The organism is Streptomyces sp. MAI_2237 (assembly GCF_054189285.1).
The window spans coordinates 1,124,019-1,145,617 of sequence record NZ_JAJPGQ010000009.1 but is presented as its reverse complement, the minus strand read 5'-3'; the positions used below and the strand labels follow the sequence as shown (position 1 = coordinate 1,145,617).

The following is a 21,599-nucleotide window of genomic DNA, read 5'->3' as shown; positions in this document are numbered from 1 at the left end:
CCACCATGGGTATCGGCGACCGGGTCCGCTCCTGGCCCGTCTACCGTCAACTCGGCGGAACCGACCGTACGGCCCGCGGGAGCGCCGCGAAGTCGCCGTACACCGAGAAACTGCGTCCGCGCACCGACAGCGCGGACCGCGTCGTGCAGTCCGTCTGCCCGTACTGCGCGGTCGGCTGCGGGCAGCAGGTCTACGTCAAGGACGAGAAGGTCGTCCAGATCGAGGGTGACCCCGCCTCCCCGGTCAGCCGCGGCCGGCTGTGCCCGAAGGGCTCGGCGAGCCTCCAGCTGACCACCGGGCCGGCCCGGGAGCACCAGGTCCTCTATCGGCGCCCCTACAGCTCGGCCTGGGAGTCGCTGGACCTGGAGACCGCCATGGACATGGTGGCCGAGCGGGTGATCCGCACCCGGCGGGAGACCTGGGAGTGGGAGTACGAGGGGATGCGCACCGCCCGCACCATGGGCATCGCCAGTCTGGGCGGCGCGACCCTCGACAACGAGGAGAACTACCTGATCAAGAAGCTGCTGACCGGCCTCGGCGTGGTCCAGGTGGAGAACCAGGCCCGGGTCTGCCACAGCGCCACCGTCGCCGGCCTCGGCACCTCCTTCGGCCGCGGCGGCGCCACCACCTTCATGCAGGACCTGCAGCACGCCGACTGCATCGTCATCGAGGGCTCCAACTTCGCCGAGTGCCACCCCGTCGGCTTCCAGTGGGTGATGGAGGCCAAGAAGCGCGGCGCCCTCATCATCGACGTCGACCCCCGCTTCAACCGCACCAGCGCGCTCTCCGACCTGTACGTGCCGATCCGCGCCGGCACCGACATCGCCTTCCTCGGCGGGATCATCAACCACGTCCTGACCGAGGAGAAGGACTTCCGCGAGTACGTCCTGCGCTACACCAACGCCGCCACCCTGGTCGGCGAGGACTTCCGGGACACCGAGGACCTCGACGGCGTCTTCTCCGGACTCGACGAGGACAAGCTTCACTACGACCCCACCACCTGGCAGTACGAGGGCGTGGAGATCCAGCAGCCCGCGGGCGAGGCCGACGAGCTGTACGAGGAGCGCACCCACAAGACGGCCGGTGCCGAGGCGCACGGCTCCGGCGGCGCCCGCACCGGACACCGCGCCCCCACCGACGACACGCTCCAGCACCCGCGCTGCGTCTACCAGGTCCTCAAGCGCCACTACGCCCGGTACACGCCGGAGATGGTCGAGGACGTCTGCGGCATCCCCCGGGAGACCTTCCGGCGCGTGTGCGACGCCCTGACCGCCAACTCCGGCCCCGACCGCACCAGCGCCTTCTGCTACGCCGTCGGCTGGACCCAGCACACCACCGGGTCCCAGTTCATCCGCGCCGCGAGCGTGCTGCAGCTGCTGCTGGGCAACATCGGCCGGCCCGGTGGCGGCATCCAGGCCCTGCGCGGCCACGCCTCCATCCAGGGCTCCAGCGACATCCCCACGCTGTACAACCTGCTGCCCGGCTACATCCCGATGCCGCACGCGCACGAGGACATGAACCTCGACAACCACGTCGAGACGACCCGCACGGTCAAGGGCTTCTGGTCGAACATGCGGGCCTACATCGTCAGCCTGCTCAAGGCCTACTACGGCGACGCCGCCACCCCCGACAACGACTTCTGCTTCGACCACCTGCCGCGCCTGACCGGCTCGCACTCCACCTACGACACCGTCATGGCCCAGCTCGACGGCGACTGCAAGGGCTACTTCCTGCTCGGCGAGAACCCGGCCGTGGGCTCGGCCAACACGCGCCTGCAGCGCCTGGGCATGGCCAACCTGGAGTGGCTGGTGGTGCGGGACTTCTCCCTCATCGAGTCGGCCACCTGGTGGAAGGACGGCCCCGAGATCGAGACCGGCGAGCTGCGCACCGAGGACATCGGCACCGAGGTGTTCTTCTTCCCGGCCGCCGCACACACCGAGAAGTCGGGCTCCTTCACCAACACCAACCGCTGGGTGCAGTGGCACTACGGCGCCGTGGAACCCGAGGGCGACGCGCGCAGCGACCTGTGGTTCATGTACCACCTGGGCCGCCGGATCAAGGAGCGGCTGGCCGCCTCCACCGATCCCATGGACCGCCCGGTCCAGGACCTGACCTGGGACTACCCGGTCACCGGCGAACTGGACGAGCCCGTCGCCGACGCCATCCTCGCCGAGATCAGCGGCCACGGCCCGGACGACTCCCCGCTGAGCGCGTACACCGAGCTCAAGGACGACGGCTCCACCCGCTGCGGCTGCTGGATCTACTGCGGCGTCTACGCCGACGGCGTCAACCAGGCCGCCCGCAAGAAGCCCCAGTGGGAACAGGACTGGGTGGCCGCCGAATGGGCCTGGGCCTGGCCCGCCAACCGCCGCATCCTCTACAACCGCGCCTCGGCGGCGCCCGACGGCACTCCCTGGAGCGACCGCAAGAAGTACGTCTGGTGGGACCCGGAGGAGGGGAAGTGGACCGGCCGGGACGTCCCGGACTTCGTGCCCGACCGCGCCCCGGACCACGTCCCCGACGAGGACGCCGTCGGAACCGACGCGCTGCGCGGCGACGACCCGTTCATCATGCAGGCCGACGGCAAGGGCTGGCTGTTCACGCCGGCCGGCCTCGAGGACGGGCCCATGCCCACCCACTACGAGCCCCAGGACTCCCCGTTCCCCAACGCCCTGTACCCCTCCACCCCGCGCAGCCCCGTCCGTCAGCTGCTGCCGCGCGAGGGCAACCGCTACCACCCGAGCGGTGACGAGAAGGGCGCCGAGGTCTTCCCGTACATCGTCACCACCCACCGCCTCACCGAGCACTTCACGGCGGGCGGGATGAGCCGCTGGTCGGAGTATCTGTCCGAACTGCAGCCGGAGTTCTTCTGCGAGGTCTCGCCCGAACTGGCCCGCGAACGGGGCCTGGAGAACGGCGGCTGGGCGACCGTCGTCACCGCCCGCAACGCCGTCGAGGCCCGGGTCCTGGTGACCGAGCGCATCCGGCCCCTGCGCGTGCAGGGCCGGGTCGTCCACCAGATCGGCCTGCCCTTCCACTGGGGCCCCAACGGTGTGGTGACCGGCGACGCCGCCAACGAGCTGACCGCCATCGCCCTCGACCCCAACGCGCACATCCAGGAGGACAAGGCGCTGACCGCCGACATCCGCCCGGGCCGCCGGCCGCGCGGACCGGACCTGCCGAGGCTGGTCGCCGACTACCGCAGGCGGGCCGGTATCACCGCGGACACCGGAACGGAGACACGCAAGTGAGCGAGGAACGCGTCGGGTTCTTCACCGACACCTCCGTGTGCATCGGCTGCAAGGCCTGCGAGGTGGCCTGCAAGGAGTGGAACGCCGTCCCCGAGGACGGTCTGTCCCTCACCGCCATGTCCTACGACAACACACAGGCCCTCGGCGCCTCCACCTGGCGGCACGTCGCCTTCATCGAGCAGCCCCGGCCGGACGGCCGCACCCAACTGCCCGTGGTGGAAGGCGGGTCGACCGCGCAGGAGACGCCCGTCGGCGGTGACGGCGAGCTGCGCTGGCTGATGTCCTCCGACGTGTGCAAGCACTGCACGCACGCCGCCTGCCTCGACGTCTGCCCCACCGGCTCCCTGTTCCGCACCGAGTTCGGCACGGTCGTCGTCCAGGAGGACATCTGCAACGGCTGCGGGTACTGCGTTCCCGCCTGCCCCTATGGCGTCATCGAGCAACGACCGCACGACGGACGCGCGTTCAAGTGCACGATGTGCTACGACCGCCTTGGCGCGGGACAGGAACCGGCCTGCGCCAAGGCCTGCCCCACCGAGTCCATCCAGTTCGGGCCGCTGGACGAACTGCGCGAGCGGGCCGCCCTCAGGGTCGACCAGCTGCACGAGGCGGGCGTTGCCGAGGCCCGGCTGTACGGCCACGACCCGGACGACGGCGTGGGCGGCGACGGCGCGTTCTTCCTGCTCCTGGACGAGCCCGAGGTGTACGGGCTGCCGCCGGACCCCGTGGTCACCACCCGGGACCTGCCGGCCATGTGGAAGCACGCGGGCGCCGCCGCCCTGTCCCTGCTGGGCGGCGTCGCGGCGTGCTTCGTCGCCACGGCGGGAAGGGGCCGGCGATGAGCGTCGTCCAGAACGCGCGCCGCGGCCGGCGCCGGCGCGGCGAGCAACCGGTCGTCCCCCGGGCCGAGTTCCGGTCCTACTACGGCCGTCCGGTCATCAAGAAGCCGTCCTGGGAAGCCACCGACATCGCCGGGTACTTCTTCCTCGGCGGGCTCGCGGGCGCGGGCTCGGTGCTGGCGGCGGGGGCGCACCTGACGGGACGGACGAGCACCGCGACGGCACTGAAGGTGTCCTCGCTCACCGCCATCTCCCTCTCGGCCGCCGCCCTCGTCCACGACCTCGGCAAACCGAGCCGTTTCGCGAACATGCTGCGCGTGTTCAAGCCGACCTCGCCGATGAGCATGGGTTCCTGGCTCCTCGGCGCGTACGGGCCCGCGGCGGGAGTGGCCGCCGCGAGCGCCGTGACCGGCCGGTTGCCGCGTCTGGGGGGCGTGGCAACCGGCGCCGCCGCGCTGCTCGGCCCCGCCGTCGCCACGTACACCGGCGTGCTGGCCGCGGACACCGCCGTACCGGCCTGGCACGGCGCCCACCGCGAACTGCCCTACCTGTTCGCGGCGTCGGCGACGGCCGCCGCCGCCGGAATGGCGCTGGTGGCCGGCCCGACCGGCGAGAACCTGCCCGCACGCTGCGCCGCCGGGCTGGCGGCCGTCGCCGACACGGCGATGGAGAAGGCCGCGGAGCGGCGGTTGGGCATGGTCGCCGAGACCTGGAAGGAAGGCCGGGCCGGCACGCTGCTGCGCACCGCCCGTGCCCTCACGATCGGCGGCGCGGTCGCGGGCGCCCTCTTCGGCGACCGGCGCCCGGTCGCGGTCACCTCCGGCCTCACCCTCCTCACCGCCTCCGCCTGCACCCGCTTCGGTGTCTTCGCGGCGGGGGTCGCCTCCGCCGAGGACCCGAAGTACACGGTGGTGCCACAGCGGGAGCGGCTCGACGGGGCGACGCCCGAGGCGTCCGCGTAGCGGGGTCGCATTCATGCCGTCGGGGCGCCGCGTCAGCCGCGCGGCGCCCCGCGGGTCCTCCCGGCTCGCCGCTCAGCCCACCTTGCGCCCTCGCATCGGCTCCGTGGGGGCTCCCTCGCCCTGCTGGAGGCCGTGCAGGAATTCCCGGAGGACCTCGGTGGCCGAGTGCCGCGGCGCCCAGCCCAGTTCGACCCGCGCGCGTGTGCAGTCCATCAGGGGCAGGCGCAGCACCGCGTCGAACAGGTGCGGCGAGGCGGGCAGCAGGTGCAGGTTCCAGGCCGCGGCGATGGCCGAGCGGGCCGCGGCGCGGGGCAGCCGGACCGGGCGGGTGTCCAGCATCTCCGCCAGCAGCTCGGCGTCCACCCAGGGCTCGGCGGCCAGGTTGAAGGCCCCGCGGGCCTCCGTGCCGAGCGCCGCGACGTACGCGGCGGCCGCGTCGTCCGTGTGCAGCGCCTGCACCCGCAGGCCGGGCACGTCGGGCAGGAACGGCAGCAGCTCGGGGCGAGCCAGCGGGCCCGGCAGGAAGCGGCCGCCGAAGATCCGGCGCTGCTCACTGGCCGACTCCCGCTTGAACAGGAACGCCGGCCGCATCCGGACCACCCGCACCTCGGGATGCTCGTGCTCGAACGCGTCCAGCGCCCGCTCCAGATACGCCTTCTCGCGGCAGTACGCGGCGTCCGGCCAGCCGTGCGTCGGCCACGACTCGCCCACCGCGCGATCCTTCGGCCCCGGAGAGTAGGCGCCCACCGACGAGGCGTGCACCAGCGTCGGCACCCCGGCCGCCGCCACCGCCTCGAACACCCGGATGCTGCCGAGGACGTTCGTGCGCCAGGTGGTCGCCGGATCGTGCGTCGGCTGGAACGCCCACGCCAGATGGATCACCGCGTCGGCGTCCGCGAACTCCTTGGCCAGGTCGACCTGTTCGGACGACAGGTCGACCGCGGACCAGTCCGTCCGGGGCGGCGACCAGTCGGGGATGCGCCGGGCCAGCCCCAGTACGGAGCCGACGTCCGAGTCCTTCGAGAGCGCGCGCACCACGCTGGTGCCGACGTTTCCGGTGGCGCCCGTGACCACGATCCTGCTGCCCGCTGTGCTGCTCACCTTCGGCTCCCTCGCTCGCTGGCTGGACGAGCCGACCGAGTACCCGTGCGGCGCCGGTTCACCTGCCGCCCGGCATGACCCCCGAGGTAATCGACCCAGGCGGCGTCCGCCGGAACCATGGAGGACGTACCCACCGCACCGGACCAGGAGGTCGTCCCATGCCGTACTTCACCAGCCCCGCCGACGGTACGCGGCTGCACTACGTCGACTACGGACCGGCCGACGGACCGGTGGCCGTCTTCGTCAACAGCGCCTACCTCGGCTCCGAGATGTGGGAGTTCCAGATGCCGGCGCTGGCCGCGGCGGGCCACCGCTGCGTCAGCCTCGACCGGCGCGGGCACGGCCGCTCCGACGACGTGTGGAACGGCTTCGACCTCGACACCCTCGCCGACGACCTGTACGGCCTCCTCGACCACCTCGACCTGCGCGAGGCCACGCTGATCGGCCACTCGATGGGCTCCGTCGAGATCACCCGCTGCCTCACCCGGCACGGCGCCGAGCGGGTGGCCCGGGTCGCCTTCGTCGCCGGCATCGCGCCGGGCGTGGTGCGCACCGCCGACAACCCGGACGGTCTGGACCCCGACGCCGTGCGCGCCGCCAACGAGGTGTGCCGCCGGGACCGGCCGGCCTTCTTCCAGGACGGCATCGCCGGCTTCTTCGCCGTGGACCGGCCGGGCAACGAGGTGTCCGAGGCGTTCATGCAGTACTTCATCCAGCGCGCCCAGCTCTCCTCGCCGCACTCCACTGCCGCGGTCCAGGAACTCGTCGCGTCCGTGGACGTCGCCCCCGAACTGCCCAAGATCGACCTGCCGGTCCTCGTCGTCCACGGCACCCACGACACCTCGGCTCCCCTGGAGACGACCGCCCACCGCGCGGCCCGCCTCCTCCCGGCCGCCACCCTGAAGACCTACGACAACGCCGGTCACGGCCTGTTCGTCACCCACGCCGACCAACTCACCGCCGACCTGCGCGAGTTCATGACGAACTGAGCCGGCGGCGGAACGGCCGGGGGATGATCGGGCCATGACCGAGATCATCCTGATGTCCGACGCCCGGGTCGCCGCCGTCCCCGTCGAGGACAACGGCGAACCACTCGTGGACGTCCGTGGGGCGCTGCTGGTCGACGACCGCAAACACGAGGACTCCCGCGGTGCCGAGGTCCATCTGCGCCGTGGGGTCCTGGAGCGCCTCCGCCTCGCGCAGACCCTGCTGCCCGACGGTCTGCGGCTGCTCTTCGTGGAGGGGTACCGGCCGCCGCCCCTCCAGCGTCACTACTTCGAGCGGTACGCCGACGAACTGCGAACCGCCCACCCGGGCTGGCCGGCCGGCCGGATACACGACGCCGCGAGCCGCTATGTGTCCCCGCCCGACCTCGCGCCGCACAGTGCCGGAGCGGCGGTCGACCTGACCCTCGCCGACGCCGACGGGCGCGAACTGGACCTGGGGACACCGATGAACGCCAGTCCCGAGCAGAGCGACGGCGCCTGTTACACCGGTGCCGGGAACATCGACGCCGAGGCCCGGGCGCGCCGTGCGGTGCTGGGCGAGGCGCTGGGCGCGGCCGGGCTGGTCAACTACCCGACCGAGTGGTGGCACTGGTCGTACGGGGACCGCTACTGGGCCCTGGCGACGGGAGCGCCCACCGCCCTGTACGGGCCCCGGGAGTCGGTCCTCGGCTAGGACGCGAAGGCGTTCACGCCCGTCAGTTCCGCCGACAGGTCCCACAGGCGGGCCGCCTGGTCGGGGTCGGTCGCCCAGGGCTTGACGCCGGTGGTCGCGTCGGCCGGCGCGGGTTCGGCGATGTCGCAGTCCTCCAGGTAGACGCCGCCGAGGCCGTCGAGCCGGGGTGAGGTCGCCGCCCAGACCTGGGTGGCCGCGCCCTGCTGGGGGGTCTTGAAGCCCTCGGGGTTGAGGATGGTGCCGTCCTCGTCGATCCAGCCGCGCTCGACCATCTCCTCCTTGGGGATGTGCCGCTGCAGCGGGGTGAGGATGCCGCCCGGGTGGAGGGAGAAGGCGCGGACCCCGACGTCACGGCCCAGCCGGTCGAGGTGGACGGCGAACAGGACGTTCGCGGTCTTGGCCTGGCCGTAGGCCTGCCACTTGTCGTAGCCCCGCTGCCAGTGGACGTCGTCCCAGCGGATGCCGGAGAAGTGGTGGGCGCGGGAGGAGACGGAGACGACCCGGGCGCCGCCCGGCGCGATCGCCGGCCAGAGGCGGTTGACGAGAGCGAAGTGGCCGAGATGGTTGGTCGCGAACTGCGCCTCCCAGCCGGGCCCCACGCGGGTCTCGGGGCAGGCCATGATCCCGGCGTTGTCGATGACGATGTCGAGGACGCGGCCGGAGGCCAGGAACCGCTCGGCGAAGGAGCGCACGCTCTCCAGGTCGGCGAGGTCCAGTTCGTCCACCTCGACGCCGTCGAGACCGGCGAGCGCCTCCTCGGCCGTGGCCCGGCGCCGGGCCGGGACGACCACCCGGGCGCCCGCCTTGGTGAGGGCGCGGGTGGTCTCCAGGCCGAGGCCCGAGTAGCCGCCGGTGACGAGGGCCAGCTTCCCGGTGAGGTCCAGGCCCTCCAGGACGTCGTCCGCGGTGCTGGTCGCGCCGAATCCGGATCCGATCTTGTGCTGTGCAGTGCTCATGGGGGAACGCTACGAATTCGAGTGCGCTCGAAGTCAAGCGCGCCCGGCGGCCACGGGGCGAAGAAAAGCCCCGACCGGACGGGGGGATGCCGGTCGGGGCGGTACAGGCGTGGGCGCGGACGGCGGTCGCCTCTCGGCGAAAGGCTCCACAGGGCTTCAGCCGAACGATCGTCCCTGTGGGCGAAAGGTGAGGCCCGGGGACACTGTCCCGTCCACACCCACGGTTTGTTCAACGGAGAACTACCGCCGGGTGTTCCGCCGTTCGGCCTCCTCGGCGGTGATCTGAGTCACCTGCGCCGTGGCGGGAACGGAGTCCACCCACAGGTTCTCCGCCTGCAGCACCAGCGAGCCGAGCACGGTCGTGCGGTCCGCCCCACCGGCCGCCTGCTCCCGCAACTCCTCCTGCAGCCACCGGTGCAGATCCCGCCGGGCCTCCTCGCCCTCGCGGTCCGCGCCCTCGACACCGCGGCCGTCCAGCAGCCGGGACCCCTCCGCGGCGCACGCCTCGGCGATCAGCTCCAGCAGCCGCGCGTACGTCCGCAGCACCCGCCCCTCGGGCAGGGCGGGCGTGCGCCCGTCCTCGGTCGCGACCACGAGCGTCCGCACCAGACTCCCCACATGCCCGGTGACCCGGCTGAAGCGCTCGTCCTCCGACTCCTCGGGCACCGCCGCGGGAACCCGGTGCAGGGCGCGCAGCGGCCGGCTCGTCAGCCGCAGGCTCTCCCGGCTCCAGCGGCGCGCCGAGCGCAGCGCCTCCAGCCGCTGCTCCAGCCGGGCCGTGGCCCGCGACCAGCCGGCCGTGGTCCGCGTGTCCCAGCGCTCGTGCCGCAGGTTGTCCGCGACGGTGCGCAGCACGTCCCCGGCCTCGCGGGCGAGGGCCGCGAGGTTCTCCCGCACGTCCCGCAGATGGATCGGCGGCAGGACGAGCGCGTTGACGGCCACCCCGATCAGCGCGCCCAGTGCCGCCTGCCCCAGCCGGTGCCCGACCGCCGTGGCGTTCACGGTGCCGGAGGCCAGCGTGAACACCGCCGTCGTCGCCGTGTAGACCCCCTGGTCGCCGAAGCGCGACCAGTTCGACAGCAGCATCAGCACCGGCAGGCACAGCGCGAGCGCGCCCAGCGTCGTCCCGGTCAGGGCCTGCGCCCCCGACGCGCACAGGGCGCCGACGCAGATCGCCGCGAACTGCTGCGCCGCCTGCCGCAGCGAGCTGTACACCGTGGCCTGCACCAGCAGCAGCGCCACCCAGGGCGCCATCAGGGCCATCGGGTCGTTCATCCCGTCGCTCGCCACGACCCAGGCGAGCAGCGCCGCCCCGGCCGCCTTCAGCGACTGCACCACCAGGTCCCGTTCCCGGCCCGGTGAACGCCAGGCCGCCCGCACCGAGCGAGCCGCCCTCCCGGCCCCCCGCCGCCAGGCGTGCATCGAGTGCCTGAACACCGCTTTCGTCCTGCTCATGCGCCTACGGGTGTCCGAGATCGCGGCACCGCAGCGGGCGGACCCTTGTGACATGGCGCACTCAGGCGAACGGACCGTCCTTCAGCGAGGCCAGTAGATGCGCCGGGTCGTCGTAGACCGCCTCGGCGCCCGCCTCCTCCAGGTCGTGGCGGGGGATACCGCCGCACAGCACGCCCACGCAGCGCACGCCGGCCCGGCTGCCCGCGCGCATGTCCCACACCGTGTCGCCGACGAACACCGCCCGCTCCGGCGGCACCCCGGCCAGCTCCAGGGCGTGTTCGACGGGCTCGGGTGCCGGCTTGCCCTCCTCGACGTCGTCGGCGCTGGCGGTGGCGGTGATCGCGTCGTCGGCGGAGATGGCGCGGCGCAGCGCGGACAGCTCGGGGCCGCTCGCGGAGGTGGCCAGCACCACCTGCCAGCCGTCGTGGTCCAGGCGGCGCAGCAGGCGGCCGGCGTCCCGGAAGGCCGGCAGCCGGTCGAAGTACTGGGCGTACAACGCCTTGTGCGCGGCGCTCAGTTCGGCGTCCCGGTCCTTGTCCCGCCGGTCTCCGAGCAGCCGGGCGACCAGGTCTTCGGAGCCCAGCCCGATGGAGCGGTGGACGGCGTGCATGGGGATGTCGTGCCCCGCCTGCCGGAAGGCTTCCCACCAGGTCACCACGTGCAGGTGGTTGGTGTCGGCGAGGGTCCCGTCGACGTCGAACACGGCCGCCCGTTCCATGCGCGCTCCTTTTCTCCGGCCGCCCTTTGCGCGGCCGTACGGTCGACTGCCCGGGTACCACGTCAGGTGCCCGGCACTCCTGCGGGCAGGGCGCGTCGCTCCGCCCAGGCGAGGAGTTCCTCCCGCGACCACGTGTTCACCACGCGCTCGGCCGGCACGCCGCACTCCTCGGCCCGGGCGCAGCCGAGGATCTGCCAGTCCAGCTGGCCGGGGGCGTGTGCGTCGGTGTCGACGGAGAACAGCACGCCCGCCTCCACCGCCCGGCGCAGCAGCCGCCGCGGCGGGTCCAGCCGTTCGGGCCGGCTGTTGATCTCCAGCGCGGTGCCCGTCTCGGCCAGGGCGGCGAACACCTCGTCGGCCTCGAACTCCGACTCCGGCCGGCCGCGCCCGGTCACCAGCCGCCCGGTGCAGTGCCCGAGGACGTCGGAGTGCGGATCGCGGACGGCCGCCACCATGCGGCGGGTCATGGCGCGGGCGTCCATGCGCAGCTTGGAGTGCACCGACACCACGACCACGTCGAGCCGTTCGAGCAGCTCGGGCTCCTGGTCGAGCGAGCCGTCGTCGAGGATGTCGCACTCGATGCCGGTGAGCAGCCGGAAGGGAGCCCAGCCGGCGTTGAGTTCGGCCACCACGTCCAGCTGCTGCCGCAACCGCTCCGGGGACAGACCGCGGGCCACGGTGAGCCTGGGGGAGTGGTCGGTCAGCACCGCCCACTCGTGGCCGAGCGCCGCGGCGGCCCGCCCCATCTCCTCGATCGGGCTGCCGCCGTCCGACCAGTCGGAGTGCAGATGGCAGTCGCCGCGCAGCAGCGCCCGCAGCCGCTCGCCGCGCCGCTCGCCACGGGGCGCCGCGGCCTCGGTCTCCAGTTTCCCCAGGTAGCCGGGGACCTGCCCGGCCAGGGCTTCCCGCACCACCTGCGCCGTCTTGGGGCCGAGGCCCTTGAGCGACTCCAGCGTCCCGGCGTCGGCTCGCTCCCGCACCTCGTCCTCGGGCAGCGACGTCAGGACCCGGGCCGCCGTACGGAAGGCGCGTACGCGGTACGTCGGCGCCAGGGACCGCTCCAGCAGAAAGGCGATCCGCTCCAGTGCCTCGACGGGATCCATGGTCACCTCCACGTCCAGGGTTCCCCAGTGGCGCCCGGGCCGCACTGTTTGTCCGGTCCCGCCCACGGGTACTGCGAAGCCTCGCCCGGCAACATCACGAGGAGGTCGGCGATGTCCCCATCAGCTCCCGCCAGGGTGGCCGTGGTCACCGGTTCCGACTCCGGCATCGGCCGGGCCACCGCCGTACGCCTCGCGCGGGACGGCCTGGACGTGGGCATCACCTTCCACACCGACCACAAGGGCGCGGAGGAGACCGCCGAGGAGGTCCGTGCCCTCGGGCGGCGGGCCGAGGTCGCCCGGCTGGACCTCACCGCCCTTCCGGGAGCTGCGGACACCGTCGACGAGCTCACCGGGCGCCTCGGCCGCCTCGACGTCCTCGTCAACAACGCCGGTACGGGCACCATGACGCCGTTCCTCGACCTGGGGCTCGACACCGTGCGCGAGGTCCTGGACGTCGACCTGATCGGCCCGTTCCTGTGCGGGCAGAAGGCGGCCCGGCACATGATCCGCCAGGGCGACGGCGGCCGGATCGTCAACGTGACGTCCGTGCACGAGCACCAGCCCCGGGTGGGCGCGGCGCCGTACTGCGCGGCCAAGGGCGGCCTCGGGCTGCTCACGCAGGTCATGGCCCTGGAGCTCGCCGAGCACGGCATCACCGTGAACGCGGTCGCGCCCGGCGAGATCGCCACCCCGATGACCGGCCAGGAGGACGGCGACGTGCACGCCGAGTCCCGTCCCGGCGTCCCGCTCGGCCGTCCGGGCGACGCCCGGGAGGTGGCCGCCGTGATCGCCTTCCTCGCCGGTCCCGGCGCCTCCTACGTCACCGGGGCGTCCTGGAGCGTGGACGGCGGCATGCTCCGCATGGGACCGCAGGCCGGCTCCCACCTGCGCAGCGACGACTGGCGGCGGCCCTGAGGCGGCGGCCATGAGACTGCGCACCAGCTCCTGCGAACGGTCCGGGTTCAGCCGGTCCGCTGCGGCCGCGGCTTCCGCTACCGGGACCGGGACGGGCGGCCCCTGACGGACTCCGCCCACCTCGCCCGCATCCGTGCCCTGGTCATCCCGCCCGCCTGGCGGGACGTGTGGATCTGCCCCTGGCCCAACGGGCATCTGCAGGCCGTCGGCACCGACGACGCCGGCCGCCGGGCGAGCACGGGGACTTCGGGCGTCCCGCCACACAGGGCGCCGTCGAGGCCGCTGTGCTGGAACTTCTCCAGGCGTGACCTGCCCGAGCCGGATCGGCCGGTTGCGTCCTACGCTGAATTGCATGACCGAACAAGCAGCTCCCTACATCTCTCATCCGCGGATCATGGTGCTCGGAGTGCAGCCGGGCACACCTCCGTTCCGGATCGTGGAGATCGACGGCGAAGTGGTCGGTGAGGCCAAGGGCGTCATCGACGTCCTGGAGGCCGCGGCGGCGTTCGGCATCACGGTCCACGACATGGACGATCCCGACGTGGTGCGCTGGGTCGGCGGCGACAAGTTCACCTGGAGATAGCACTGGGCCCCGCCGGGTGGGTCAGCCGACCGTCCACTTCTGGTTGGCGCCGCCCGTGCAGGACCAGATCTGCAGGCGGGTGCCGTTGGCCGAGTTGTCGCCGGTGACGTCGAGGCACTTGTTCGCCTGCGGATTGACGATGTCGTTCGCCCCGGTGACCGTCCACTTCTGGTTCGGGCCGCCGGTGCAGTCCCACAGCTGGACGGTCGAGCCGTCCGCCGTGCCGTTGCCGGTGACGTCCAGGCACTTGCCGAGCGCGCGCAGCGTGCCGTCGGAGCCCACCGTCCACTGCTGGGCGGCGGTGCCGTTGCAGTCGTAGAGCTGCACGGGGGTGCCGTTGGCGGGGTTCGCGCCGGCGACGTCCACGCACTTGCCGGCCAGGCCCCTGATCGCCGTGCCGGTGGCGGTGCCGCTCGTGGTGACCGACACCGAGTCCACCACCAATTGCTGCGGGAAGGCCGTGGAGCCGTCGGGGTCGCCGGGCCAGTAGCCGCCCACCGCGAGGTTGAGGATCAGGAAGAACGGCTTGTTGAACACCCAGGTCTTCCCGCCCAGGTCGGCGGGGGTGCGGCGCTGGTAGACGGTGCCGTCCACGGACCAGGTGATCGAGTCGGGCGCCCAGTCGACGGCGAAGGTGTGGAAGGCGTCGGCGAAGGCCTGGCCGCCCGGCAGGGTGTAGGCGGCGCCGATGCCGCCGGAGCCGGAGTAGCCGGGTCCGTGGATCGTGCCGTGCACGGTGGAGGGCTCGAAGCCGACGTTCTCCATGACGTCGATCTCGCCCGAGTCCGGCCAGTTGACCGGCGTGCCCAGCATCCAGAACGCCGGCCACATGCCCTGCCCGCGCGGGATCTTCATGCGGGCCTCGACGTGCCCGTACTGGGCGGTGAACTTCCCCGAGGTGTTCAGCCGGGCCGAGGTGTACTGGCAGGTGCCGTACCAGCACTGGTAGTTGGCGGGGTTCTCGCGCCGTGCGGTGATGACCAGATGTCCCTGGCCGTCCAGGGCCGCGTTCCTGGTGCCCGAGGTGTAGTACTGCCGCTCGTGGTTGTTGACGTTGTCGCCGGTCTCGGTCTGCCATTTCGAGGAGTCGACGGCGGCCCCGGCCGGCCCGTCGAAGGTGTCCGAGAACGTCACCGCGGCGGCGGTGGCCCTGGGCGTCTCCGCCTGCGCCGCGCCGGTCGCCGCGGTCGCGACGAGGACGGCGGACAAGGCGGCGAACAGACATCTGCGCAGCAGTCGTGGGGAGGCCACGGCACTTCCTTCCGTACGGCGGCCGGGCGCACACGTGCGCCCGGCCGGGGTGGGGGGTGAAGGCGTCGCCTCTTGATTTAAGAAGTGAGATAAGCCCAGCGTCAATACTTTGGTTCGGACCAGGCTTCGGGGTTCCCGGTTACGCGCTCTTTGTCCGCTCGGCCGGCCGGGCGGGCACCCGTTCCTTGGCGTGCACCTTGCCCATCCGCCGTCCCAGCAGCAGCCAGCCGATCAGGGCGCCGGTCGTGTTGAGGATGACGTCGTCGATGTCGAAGGCGCGTCCGTTGACCAGGGCCCCCTGGGCGAACTCCACGAGCAGCATCACCACGGCGGTCAGCAGCAGGACGCGCAGCAGCCCGCGTGCCCGTGGCGCGACGACCGGTACGAGCACGCCGAACGGGACGCCCAGCAGGATGTTGCCGCCGATCTGCTTCACGGTGTCCCGCAGCGCGGGCTGCTCCATGTAGGCGCGGATCGAGCGGCCCGGATGCAGGTTGGTGTGCACCAGCGAGGCCGAGGCGGGGGAGGGTTCCAGCGTCAGCTTGGCCAGGACGACGGCGAAGGCCACCATGGCGCCGAACGCGACCAGCATCGCCAGCACCCGGATCGGCCAGGGGAGCACGTGCCGTTCCCGCGGCTCCGGGCGGGGCGCGGGACGCGTCCTGGCCTTCTGCGGGGACCGCACGCTCTTCGCCTTCTTCGTGGACTGCGCACTCTCCTCCGGCTTTTCGGCCTTGGCGGTGCGCAGCCGCAAAGCCGACAGCGGGCGCGCTGCTGCACGGGCCATCAGGTCCTCCAGTCTTCAACTTGCCTGCGTTTCAAGGCGTTTACCCCCTCGGCACCCGACGATGCCGCCCCATCCACGCTTCCGGCCGGGCACCCGCCCGGTTTCCGTTGCCGCGGTGGGGGCACTCCGGGCGGGGAGCCGAGCGCGTCGCCACCCGCGGCGCCCGTCGTGATGCTTGGATGCCGCGCAGGGACAGACCGGACATCTCGCCGGCGCGGTGGGCGGGCAGAGCCCGAGGAGGTGGCGCATGACCCCGCGGACGGCACTCCTCGCCCTGGCCGAACTGCTCGCCTGGTGGGCCGCGCTCGTCCTGCTGTGGCTGGTCCTGATCAGCACGGTGGACACCCTGGAACTCGCCGTCGGCGCGGGCTGCGCCGGTGTGGGCGCCCTCGCCGCGTGCGCCGCCCGGCGGGCGGTGACCGGCTCGTGAACGGCTGGACCCCGGCCGCGACCGTCGTGCTCGGCGGCGGCCTGGGGGCTGCCCTGTGGGGCGTGACCACCGGGCCGCTGCGGCGCCGGGTCGTGGCGCAGAACCTGTCCACCGCCCTCGCCTGCCCCGGCCTGCTCCTGCTCTCCCAGGCCTACGGCCGCCCCTCCTACGTCGACCTCGGTCTCGTCCTCGCCCTGCTCGGCCCCGTCGGCACCCTCGTCTTCGCCCGGCTGCTCGCCGACGAGCTCGCCGAGGACCCCCCGCGCGCCTGGGGAGCCACCTGGGCGGTCGCCGGCCTGGGCGCCGCCGCGGTGATCGCGCTGTGCGTGGCCACCGGGCCGGGCCGGGCCATGGTCAAACTGCTGGTGATCGGGGCGCTGCTGATCGGCGGGAACATCGTCGCCTCCCGTGCCCTGTCGGGCGGTTTCCGGGGGGTGCGCCGTGGATGACGCGCTGATCGTCGTCGCGCTGCTGTTGGTCGCGGCGGCCGCGACCACGGCGGTGACGACCCGTGATCCCGTGCGCCAGGCGCTCGTCCTGGCCGTCCTCGGCGTCGTGCTCGCCGTGCTGTTCACCGTGCTCCAGGCACCCGACGTGGCCCTGTCGCAGCTGGCCGTCGGCTCCGCCCTGACCCCGCTGCTGCTGATGCTCACCGTCCGCAAGGTCAGGCGGCGCGGCCGGGACAAGGAGGACGGCCGATGACCCGGCGCGGGCGGCTCTGGGTGCTGCTGGCCGGCGGCGCGGGCCTCGCCGCCCTGCTCGTCGCCGCCTGTCTGAGACTGCCGGACTTCGGCGGGGACCGGCACCCCTACGGCGACCGGGCCGTACGCGCCTCCCTCGCCCGGCGCACCGCCAACACCATCTCCTCCGTCAACTTCGACCAGCGCGCCTTCGACACGCTCGGCGAGATGATGATCCTCTTCTCCGCCGTCCTCGGCTGTGTCGTGCTGCTGCGCCAGACCCGCGACGAACACCGCGCCCGCCCCGAACCCGCCGAGGTGGCCCGGCCGGTGCGCCGCTACGCCCTCGTCGTGCTGCCCGTCGCCCTGCTCAGCGGCCTGTACGTGATCGCGCACGGCCAGCTCAGCCCCGGCGGCGGTTTCCAGGGCGGCGTCGTCGCCGCGACGGCCCTGCACCTGCTCTACCTGGGCGCCGACTACCGGGCCCTGGAACGGGTCCGCCCGATCGGCGCCTACGAGGTCGGCGACGCGCTGGCCTCCTCCGCCTACCTCGTCACCGGCCTCGCCGGACTCGTCGGGGGCACCGCCTTCCTGGCCAACACGCTGCTGCCGTACGGCACCTTCAACACGCTCTCCTCCGCCGGCACCGTCCCGCTGCTGAACGCGGCCATCGGCATGGAGGTCGCCTGCGCCGTCGTCATCCTGCTCGCCCGCTTCCTGGACCAGGCCGTCGAGATCGAGGGGGAGGGCGGGACGTGAACGCCGTACTGGACGTACTGCCCTACCTGGTGGCCGCGTGGGTCTTCCTCGTCGGCTGCTACGGCCTGGCCACCAGCCGCAACCTCATCCACGCCGTCGGCTGCCTGTCCGTCTGCCAGGCCGCCACCTACGTCCTGCTGCTGGCCGTCGGCTACCGCGACAAGGGCACCGCGCCCGTCTTCTCCGACATCAAGCCCGGCTCCCGGCCGGTCGTCGACCCCGTCGTCCAGGCGCTCACCCTCACCGACGTCGTCGTCGGCGCCACCGTCACCGCCCTGCTGCTCGCGCTCGTGGTGCAGATCGCCAAACGCCACGGCACCGTCGACCCCGACGAACTCTCCGAGCTGCGCGGCTGATGAACGACCTGCTGCCCCTCCTCGTCGCCGTCCCCCTGGTGGGCGCCGCCCTGCTGGTCGCCGTGGGGCGCCGGCTGCCCCGGGCCGTCGCCGAGTCGGTGGCCTGCGCCGTCAGCACCGCGACCGCCGGACTCGCGCTGGTCCTGCTGCTCGACTCCTCGCCGCCCCTGACCGAGTGGGTGGGCGGCTGGCAGCCGGTGAACGGCGAGAGCGTCGGCATCGTCCTCGTCGGGGACGGGCCGGGCCTCGGCATGGCCGCGCTGGCGTCGCTGCTGACCCTGGCGGCGATGGCGTACTCCTGGCACTACTTCGACGAACCGCCCCGCCGCCACGCGGGCTCCTTCCCCGCCCTGATGCTGCTCTTCCAGGGCGGCATGTGCGGCTTCGCGATCGCCGGCGACTTGTTCAACCTGTTCGTCTGGTTCGAGCTGATGAGTGTCGTCGCCTACGCCCTGACCGGCACCCGTGTCGAGGAGGCCAAGGCCGTGCAGGGCGCCCTGACCTTCGGCGTCGTCAACTCGCTCGGCGCGTACGCCATGCTGATGGGCATCGGCCTGCTGTACGCCCGCACCGGGGAACTGGCGCTCACCCAGATCGGGCGCGGCCTGGACAGCGCCGCCGTCCACGGCGGTCCCGACGCCCTCACCCTCGCCGGTTTCGTGCTCGTCCTGACCGGCCTGCTGGTCAAGGCCGCCGCCGCGCCCTTCCACTTCTGGCTGCCCGACGCGCACGCCGTGGCGCCGACGCCCGTGTGCATGCTGCTGTCCGGCGTCATGGTCGAGCTCGGCACATACGGCGTGTGGCGCGTGTACGGCACCGTCTTCTCCGGTCCGGGCGGCGTCCCGGCGGCCGACGCCGAGCGGGTCCTGCTGGTGCTCGGGACCCTGACGGCGCTGATCGGTGCCGTGATGTGCTGGTTCCAGCGGCACATCAAGCGGCAGCTGGCCTTCTCCACGGTCGCCCACACCGGACTGTTCCTGATCGGCCTCGGCGTGCTGACACCGGAGGGCGACGACGGGGTCGCCCTGTACATCCTCGGCCACGCCGGGGTGAAGGCCGCGCTGTTCGCCTGCACCGGCATCCTCCTCGACCGGTTCGGCAGCGTCGACGAGTACGCCCTGCACGGACGCGCCCGCCGGCTGCGCAGTGTCGCCGTGCTCTACGGCCTGGGCGGCCTCGCCCTCGCCGGGCTGCCGCCCTTCGGCACAGGCCTGGGCAAGGCCGTCACGGAGGAGGCCGTCGGCGGCCCGCTCACAGTGGTGTTCGTGCTGGTCAGCGCGGTGACCGGGGCGGTGGTGCTGCGCGTCGCCGCGCGAGTCTTCCTCGGTCTCGGGCCCCGGCCCGAGGAGGACACCGAGTACGAGACGTCCGGCTCCGGCGAGCAGCCCGAGACCGGGAGGCGGATCCGCCGGGTCCCCGACACGATGACGGCGGTGCCCGCAGTGCTGCTCGCCGCCGCCCTCGCCGTCGGCGTGGCCCCCGGTCTCGCCGGGGTGGTCGCGCACGGCGTCAACGAGGCCGGCGCCGGCGGAGCCGTGGTCTCGGCTCCGCACTGGACGCCGGCCGGTGTGGTCCTCGCACTCGCCTCGACCGTGCTGGCCGGGGGGCTCGCGGCCCTCGCCGTGGCCCGGCCGAAGCTGCTCGCCGGTGCCTACCGCGCCTCCGGGCTGCGGCGCCTGCAGTCCGGGCACGTCGGGGACTACGTGGCCTGGATGCTGGTCGGCACCGCCCTGCTGGGCGCGCTGGCCCTGCCCGGGGTGCTGGGCGGCTGATCAGCTCTGGTAGGAGACGCGCACCTCCTTGAAGCCGAGGGAGTGCAGCAGCCCTTCGAGCATGTCGGTGGTGTTGCTCTCGGCGCGCTTGGTCAGTCCGCTGTCCTTGGCGGCGTCGCCGATGTGCTTGACCGCGACCTTCTGCACGGCCTGCTCGCTGTTGGGGTTGTCCGAGAAGAGGTCGCCCAGCCGGTCCAGCAGACCGCGCTGCTTGGAGACGGCGTAGGAGCGGTCCGGGTCGAGGGCGGGCTTGCCCAGGGCCGCGTGCGGCAGCCGAAGGGTGGCCGAGGTGCGGTCGCCGTTGACCGTCACGTCGTCCTTGCCGACCTTGCCCAGGTCGACGTAGGCGTCGACGGTGCCCGCGCCCACGTAGAGGACGCGGGTGCCGCGGATGGCGTCGGGCAGGTACTTGGTGTCCTTCTCCAGGTCGACCACGACCTGGAAGTTGCCGGAGGCGGCGTCGTAACGGCTCATGTCCTGGATGGACTGGAGCAGGGTGGGGCCCGTGCGGTCGTGCGTCTCGGTGCCGAACAGGTCCTTGAGGCCCGGCAGCACGGCCAGCCGGATACCGGCGAAGAACACCACGAGCACCAGCACGACGGCGCTCACCGCCTTCGCCCAGCCCGGCATGCGCCGGGACACGCGCCTGATGGGAGTCGTCATGGCGACGGCCCTCCTTTCCTGTGTCACGCATGCCCGCCAAATGCCTCGCCAGACCGTCGTGTTGGCCGATTGGCGCCCTTGGTCGGGGCAGTCGGGGCGCACTAGCGTGAGAGAACTGTCCGTATCGGCACGCCGGGAGCCCCGGATGACCACAGACAGCACCTCCCGCTCCTCATGTCCCATGCACCGCGTCGACCTCCCCGAAACCGGCCCGCCCCGGCTTGCCGCCCTCGCCACCGGAACCCCGGTGTGGCTGGTCACGCGGTACGCCGACGTACGCCAGGTGCTGATGGACCCCCGCTTCGACCGAAGGTCGCTGTACGCCGAGGACGCGCCGCCGCTGCTCGTCGTACCGAACCTGCTGGACGACCCGAACGGCCTGCTCAACATGGACGGCGAGGCGCACCGCATGCTGCGCGGCACCGTGCAGCGGGCGTTCACGCCCCGGGCGATCGACCGCTGGCGGCCCTGGGTGGCCTCGGCCGTCGACGCGCTCCTCGACGACTTCACCGCGCGGCGGCCGCCCGCCGACATCGTCGAGGGCTTCACACGCCCGCTGCCCGTGTCGGTGATCTGCCGGCTGATGGGCCTCGACCACCTCGACCGCGAACGCATCCGCCACTGGGCCGACCACGCCCTCTCCGGCGGCGCCCACACCCGGGAGGAGGTCTCCGCCGCGCTGGGCGAGTTCACGGCGTTCGGCGCCGACCTGATCGCCGAGCGGCGCAGGTCCCCCGGCGACGATCTGGTCAGCGGCCTGGTGGCGGCGGGCGACGACCTCGGCATCGAGGAGCGGCAGCTGGTGCGCCTGGTGTGCGGCCTGGTGGTGGCCGGGCACGAGACGACCATGACGGCGCTCGGCAACATCGTCGTCTACCTGCTGACCGACGCACCCGGCGTCTGGCCCGGGCTCGCCGCCGACGAGGACACGGCGGCGGGCGCGGCGGAGCAGCTGCTGCGGGCCGTCCCCCTCAGCGAGGGCCGGGTGCTGCCGGGACTGATCCGCCGCGCGGTCGAGGACGTCGACGTCGGCGGCGTGGCCATCCCGGCGGGCGCGGTCGTCGCCGTGCAGACCAACTCCGCCGTCCGCGACCCCGACGTGTTCCCGCCCGGCCCGCCGGACCCCTTCACCCCCCTGACCTCACCGACCCTGATCTTCGGCGCCGGGCCCCACCACTGCCTCGGCGCCTGGCTCGCCCGGCTGGAACTCGGCCTCGCCCTGCACCGGCTGGCCTCCCGACTCCCCGGTCTGCGGGCCGGGTTCACGCCCGACACGATCGAGTGGCGGGAGGGCCAGCTCACGCGCAGTCCGCGCAGACTGCCCGTGTCGTGGTGAAC

General features: G+C 73.0%; 23 protein-coding genes. 15 read left to right on the top strand and 8 right to left on the bottom strand.

Features of this window, described 5'->3' with window-relative positions:
- The first annotated feature begins 5 nt into the window (after positions 1–5).
- The 3 genes from fdh to nrfD are packed head-to-tail and all read left to right on the top strand — an operon-like array spanning position 6 to position 5,052.
- Positions 6–3,251, top strand: a complete 3,246-nt coding sequence (fdh, locus tag LN251_RS40595) for a formate dehydrogenase (RefSeq protein WP_458249144.1) — start codon at positions 6–8, stop codon at positions 3,249–3,251.
- Positions 3,248–4,093, top strand: a complete 846-nt coding sequence (locus tag LN251_RS40590) for a 4Fe-4S dicluster domain-containing protein (protein WP_458249143.1) — start codon at positions 3,248–3,250, stop codon at positions 4,091–4,093. The genes fdh and LN251_RS40590 overlap by 4 nt, the downstream gene beginning before the upstream one ends.
- Positions 4,090–5,052, top strand: a complete 963-nt coding sequence (gene nrfD, locus LN251_RS40585) for an NrfD/PsrC family molybdoenzyme membrane anchor subunit (RefSeq protein WP_458249142.1) — start codon at positions 4,090–4,092, stop codon at positions 5,050–5,052. Before LN251_RS40590 ends, nrfD begins: the two co-directional genes overlap by 4 nt.
- 72 nt (positions 5,053–5,124) lie before the next feature.
- On the opposite strand, the gene LN251_RS40580 is transcribed toward nrfD, so the two are convergent.
- A complete protein-coding gene (locus LN251_RS40580; protein WP_458249141.1) occupies positions 5,125–6,153 on the bottom strand; it encodes an SDR family oxidoreductase in 1,029 nt (342 codons plus the stop codon).
- Between the two features lie 158 nt (positions 6,154–6,311).
- On the opposite strand from LN251_RS40580, the gene LN251_RS40575 reads away from it, so the two are divergent.
- Together LN251_RS40575 and LN251_RS40570 are read left to right on the top strand one after the other, a co-directional pair.
- Positions 6,312–7,142 carry an alpha/beta fold hydrolase gene (locus LN251_RS40575; protein WP_458249140.1) on the top strand — a complete coding sequence of 277 codons (831 nt, stop codon included), beginning with the start codon at positions 6,312–6,314 and terminating at the stop codon, positions 7,140–7,142.
- Positions 7,143–7,176: 34 nt separating this feature from the next.
- Entirely contained in the window at positions 7,177–7,833 is a 657-nt protein-coding gene (locus LN251_RS40570; RefSeq protein WP_458249139.1) for a M15 family metallopeptidase, read from the top strand.
- Here LN251_RS40570 and LN251_RS40565 read toward each other — a convergent pair.
- The 4 genes from LN251_RS40565 to LN251_RS40550 all read right to left on the bottom strand — a co-directional run bounded on the left by LN251_RS40565 (position 7,830) and on the right by LN251_RS40550 (position 12,065).
- A complete protein-coding gene (locus LN251_RS40565) occupies positions 7,830–8,789 on the bottom strand; it encodes an SDR family NAD(P)-dependent oxidoreductase (RefSeq protein WP_458249138.1) in 960 nt (319 codons plus the stop codon). The genes LN251_RS40570 and LN251_RS40565 overlap by 4 nt on opposite strands.
- Before the next feature lie 240 nt (positions 8,790–9,029).
- A complete protein-coding gene (locus tag LN251_RS40560; protein ID WP_458249536.1) occupies positions 9,030–10,211 on the bottom strand; it encodes an FUSC family protein in 1,182 nt (393 codons plus the stop codon).
- 94 nt (positions 10,212–10,305) lie between these two features.
- Positions 10,306–10,962, bottom strand: coding sequence for an HAD family hydrolase (locus LN251_RS40555; protein WP_249838644.1), 657 nt, complete (start codon positions 10,960–10,962; stop codon positions 10,306–10,308).
- A 62-nt stretch (positions 10,963–11,024) separates the two neighbouring features.
- Entirely contained in the window at positions 11,025–12,065 is a 1,041-nt protein-coding gene (locus LN251_RS40550; RefSeq protein WP_458249137.1) for a PHP domain-containing protein, read from the bottom strand.
- 111 nt (positions 12,066–12,176) lie between these two features.
- Here LN251_RS40550 and LN251_RS40545 point away from each other — a divergent pair, with 111 nt between their 5' ends.
- The 3 genes from LN251_RS40545 to LN251_RS40535 are packed head-to-tail and all read left to right on the top strand — an operon-like array spanning position 12,177 to position 13,563.
- Positions 12,177–12,980, top strand: a complete 804-nt coding sequence (locus LN251_RS40545; protein WP_458249136.1) for an SDR family oxidoreductase — start codon at positions 12,177–12,179, stop codon at positions 12,978–12,980.
- Positions 12,981–13,010: 30 nt separating this feature from the next.
- Positions 13,011–13,445, top strand: coding sequence for a hypothetical protein (locus LN251_RS40540; RefSeq protein ID WP_458249535.1), 435 nt, complete (start codon positions 13,011–13,013; stop codon positions 13,443–13,445).
- Complete coding sequence (locus LN251_RS40535) at positions 13,333–13,563, top strand: hypothetical protein (RefSeq protein WP_458249135.1); 231 nt, start codon at positions 13,333–13,335, stop codon at positions 13,561–13,563. Before LN251_RS40540 ends, LN251_RS40535 begins: the two co-directional genes overlap by 113 nt.
- Positions 13,564–13,584: 21 nt before the next feature.
- On the opposite strand, the gene LN251_RS40530 is transcribed toward LN251_RS40535, so the two are convergent.
- Positions 13,585–14,814, bottom strand: coding sequence for a lectin (locus tag LN251_RS40530; RefSeq protein ID WP_458249134.1), 1,230 nt, complete (start codon positions 14,812–14,814; stop codon positions 13,585–13,587).
- A 139-nt stretch (positions 14,815–14,953) separates the two neighbouring features.
- Positions 14,954–15,601, bottom strand: a complete 648-nt coding sequence (locus LN251_RS40525) for a VanZ family protein (RefSeq protein WP_458249133.1) — start codon at positions 15,599–15,601, stop codon at positions 14,954–14,956.
- A gap of 247 nt (positions 15,602–15,848) precedes the next feature.
- On the opposite strand from LN251_RS40525, the gene LN251_RS40520 reads away from it, so the two are divergent.
- Genes LN251_RS40520 through LN251_RS40495 form a run of 6 tightly spaced genes read left to right on the top strand, consistent with a single transcriptional unit; the run spans position 15,849 to position 19,598 of the window.
- Positions 15,849–16,031 (top strand): hypothetical protein, encoded by a 183-nt coding sequence (locus LN251_RS40520; RefSeq protein WP_458249132.1) that lies wholly within the window; start codon positions 15,849–15,851, stop codon positions 16,029–16,031.
- Positions 16,028–16,480 (top strand): MrpF/PhaF family protein, encoded by a 453-nt coding sequence (locus LN251_RS40515; protein WP_458249131.1) that lies wholly within the window; start codon positions 16,028–16,030, stop codon positions 16,478–16,480. The genes LN251_RS40520 and LN251_RS40515 overlap by 4 nt, the downstream gene beginning before the upstream one ends.
- Entirely contained in the window at positions 16,473–16,733 is a 261-nt protein-coding gene (locus LN251_RS40510; protein ID WP_458249130.1) for a Na(+)/H(+) antiporter subunit B, read from the top strand. Before LN251_RS40515 ends, LN251_RS40510 begins: the two co-directional genes overlap by 8 nt.
- Positions 16,730–17,470: an MnhB domain-containing protein gene (locus tag LN251_RS40505; protein WP_458249129.1), complete on the top strand. Its 741-nt coding sequence runs from the start codon at positions 16,730–16,732 to the stop codon at positions 17,468–17,470. The genes LN251_RS40510 and LN251_RS40505 overlap by 4 nt, the downstream gene beginning before the upstream one ends.
- Before the next feature lie 8 nt (positions 17,471–17,478).
- Positions 17,479–17,826: a sodium:proton antiporter gene (locus tag LN251_RS40500; RefSeq protein WP_458249534.1), complete on the top strand. Its 348-nt coding sequence runs from the start codon at positions 17,479–17,481 to the stop codon at positions 17,824–17,826.
- Positions 17,826–19,598, top strand: coding sequence for a complex I subunit 5 family protein (locus LN251_RS40495; RefSeq protein ID WP_458249128.1), 1,773 nt, complete (start codon positions 17,826–17,828; stop codon positions 19,596–19,598). The genes LN251_RS40500 and LN251_RS40495 overlap by 1 nt, the downstream gene beginning before the upstream one ends.
- Here the strand turns inward: LN251_RS40495 and LN251_RS40490 are convergent, their stop codons facing one another.
- Positions 19,599–20,261, bottom strand: a complete 663-nt coding sequence (locus tag LN251_RS40490) for a DUF4230 domain-containing protein (protein ID WP_249838651.1) — start codon at positions 20,259–20,261, stop codon at positions 19,599–19,601. It lies immediately after the preceding gene.
- 145 nt (positions 20,262–20,406) lie between these two features.
- Here LN251_RS40490 and LN251_RS40485 point away from each other — a divergent pair, with 145 nt between their 5' ends.
- Positions 20,407–21,597, top strand: coding sequence for a cytochrome P450 (locus LN251_RS40485; RefSeq protein ID WP_458249127.1), 1,191 nt, complete (start codon positions 20,407–20,409; stop codon positions 21,595–21,597).
- The last annotated feature ends 2 nt before the right edge of the window (positions 21,598–21,599 follow it).

Bases quoted from the DNA above. Each gene is read 5' to 3' on its own strand.
- fdh (WP_458249144.1), top strand. From the start codon at position 6: ATGGGTATCGGCGACCGGGTCCGCTCCTGGCCCGTCTACCGTCAACTC.
- nrfD (WP_458249142.1), top strand. From the start codon at position 4,090: ATGAGCGTCGTCCAGAACGCGCGCCGCGGCCGGCGCCGGCGCGGCGAG.
- LN251_RS40575 (WP_458249140.1), top strand. From the start codon at position 6,312: ATGCCGTACTTCACCAGCCCCGCCGACGGTACGCGGCTGCACTACGTC.
- LN251_RS40570 (WP_458249139.1), top strand. From the start codon at position 7,177: ATGACCGAGATCATCCTGATGTCCGACGCCCGGGTCGCCGCCGTCCCC.
- LN251_RS40565 (WP_458249138.1), bottom strand. From the start codon at position 8,789: ATGAGCACTGCACAGCACAAGATCGGATCCGGATTCGGCGCGACCAGC.
- LN251_RS40560 (WP_458249536.1), bottom strand. From the start codon at position 10,211: ATGCACGCCTGGCGGCGGGGGGCCGGGAGGGCGGCTCGCTCGGTGCGG.
- LN251_RS40555 (WP_249838644.1), bottom strand. From the start codon at position 10,962: ATGGAACGGGCGGCCGTGTTCGACGTCGACGGGACCCTCGCCGACACC.
- LN251_RS40550 (WP_458249137.1), bottom strand. From the start codon at position 12,065: ATGGATCCCGTCGAGGCACTGGAGCGGATCGCCTTTCTGCTGGAGCGG.
- LN251_RS40545 (WP_458249136.1), top strand. From the start codon at position 12,177: ATGTCCCCATCAGCTCCCGCCAGGGTGGCCGTGGTCACCGGTTCCGAC.
- LN251_RS40535 (WP_458249135.1), top strand. From the start codon at position 13,333: ATGACCGAACAAGCAGCTCCCTACATCTCTCATCCGCGGATCATGGTG.
- LN251_RS40525 (WP_458249133.1), bottom strand. From the start codon at position 15,601: ATGGCCCGTGCAGCAGCGCGCCCGCTGTCGGCTTTGCGGCTGCGCACC.
- LN251_RS40520 (WP_458249132.1), top strand. From the start codon at position 15,849: ATGACCCCGCGGACGGCACTCCTCGCCCTGGCCGAACTGCTCGCCTGG.
- LN251_RS40505 (WP_458249129.1), top strand. From the start codon at position 16,730: ATGACCCGGCGCGGGCGGCTCTGGGTGCTGCTGGCCGGCGGCGCGGGC.
- LN251_RS40495 (WP_458249128.1), top strand. From the start codon at position 17,826: ATGAACGACCTGCTGCCCCTCCTCGTCGCCGTCCCCCTGGTGGGCGCC.
- LN251_RS40490 (WP_249838651.1), bottom strand. From the start codon at position 20,261: ATGACGACTCCCATCAGGCGCGTGTCCCGGCGCATGCCGGGCTGGGCG.
- LN251_RS40485 (WP_458249127.1), top strand. From the start codon at position 20,407: ATGACCACAGACAGCACCTCCCGCTCCTCATGTCCCATGCACCGCGTC.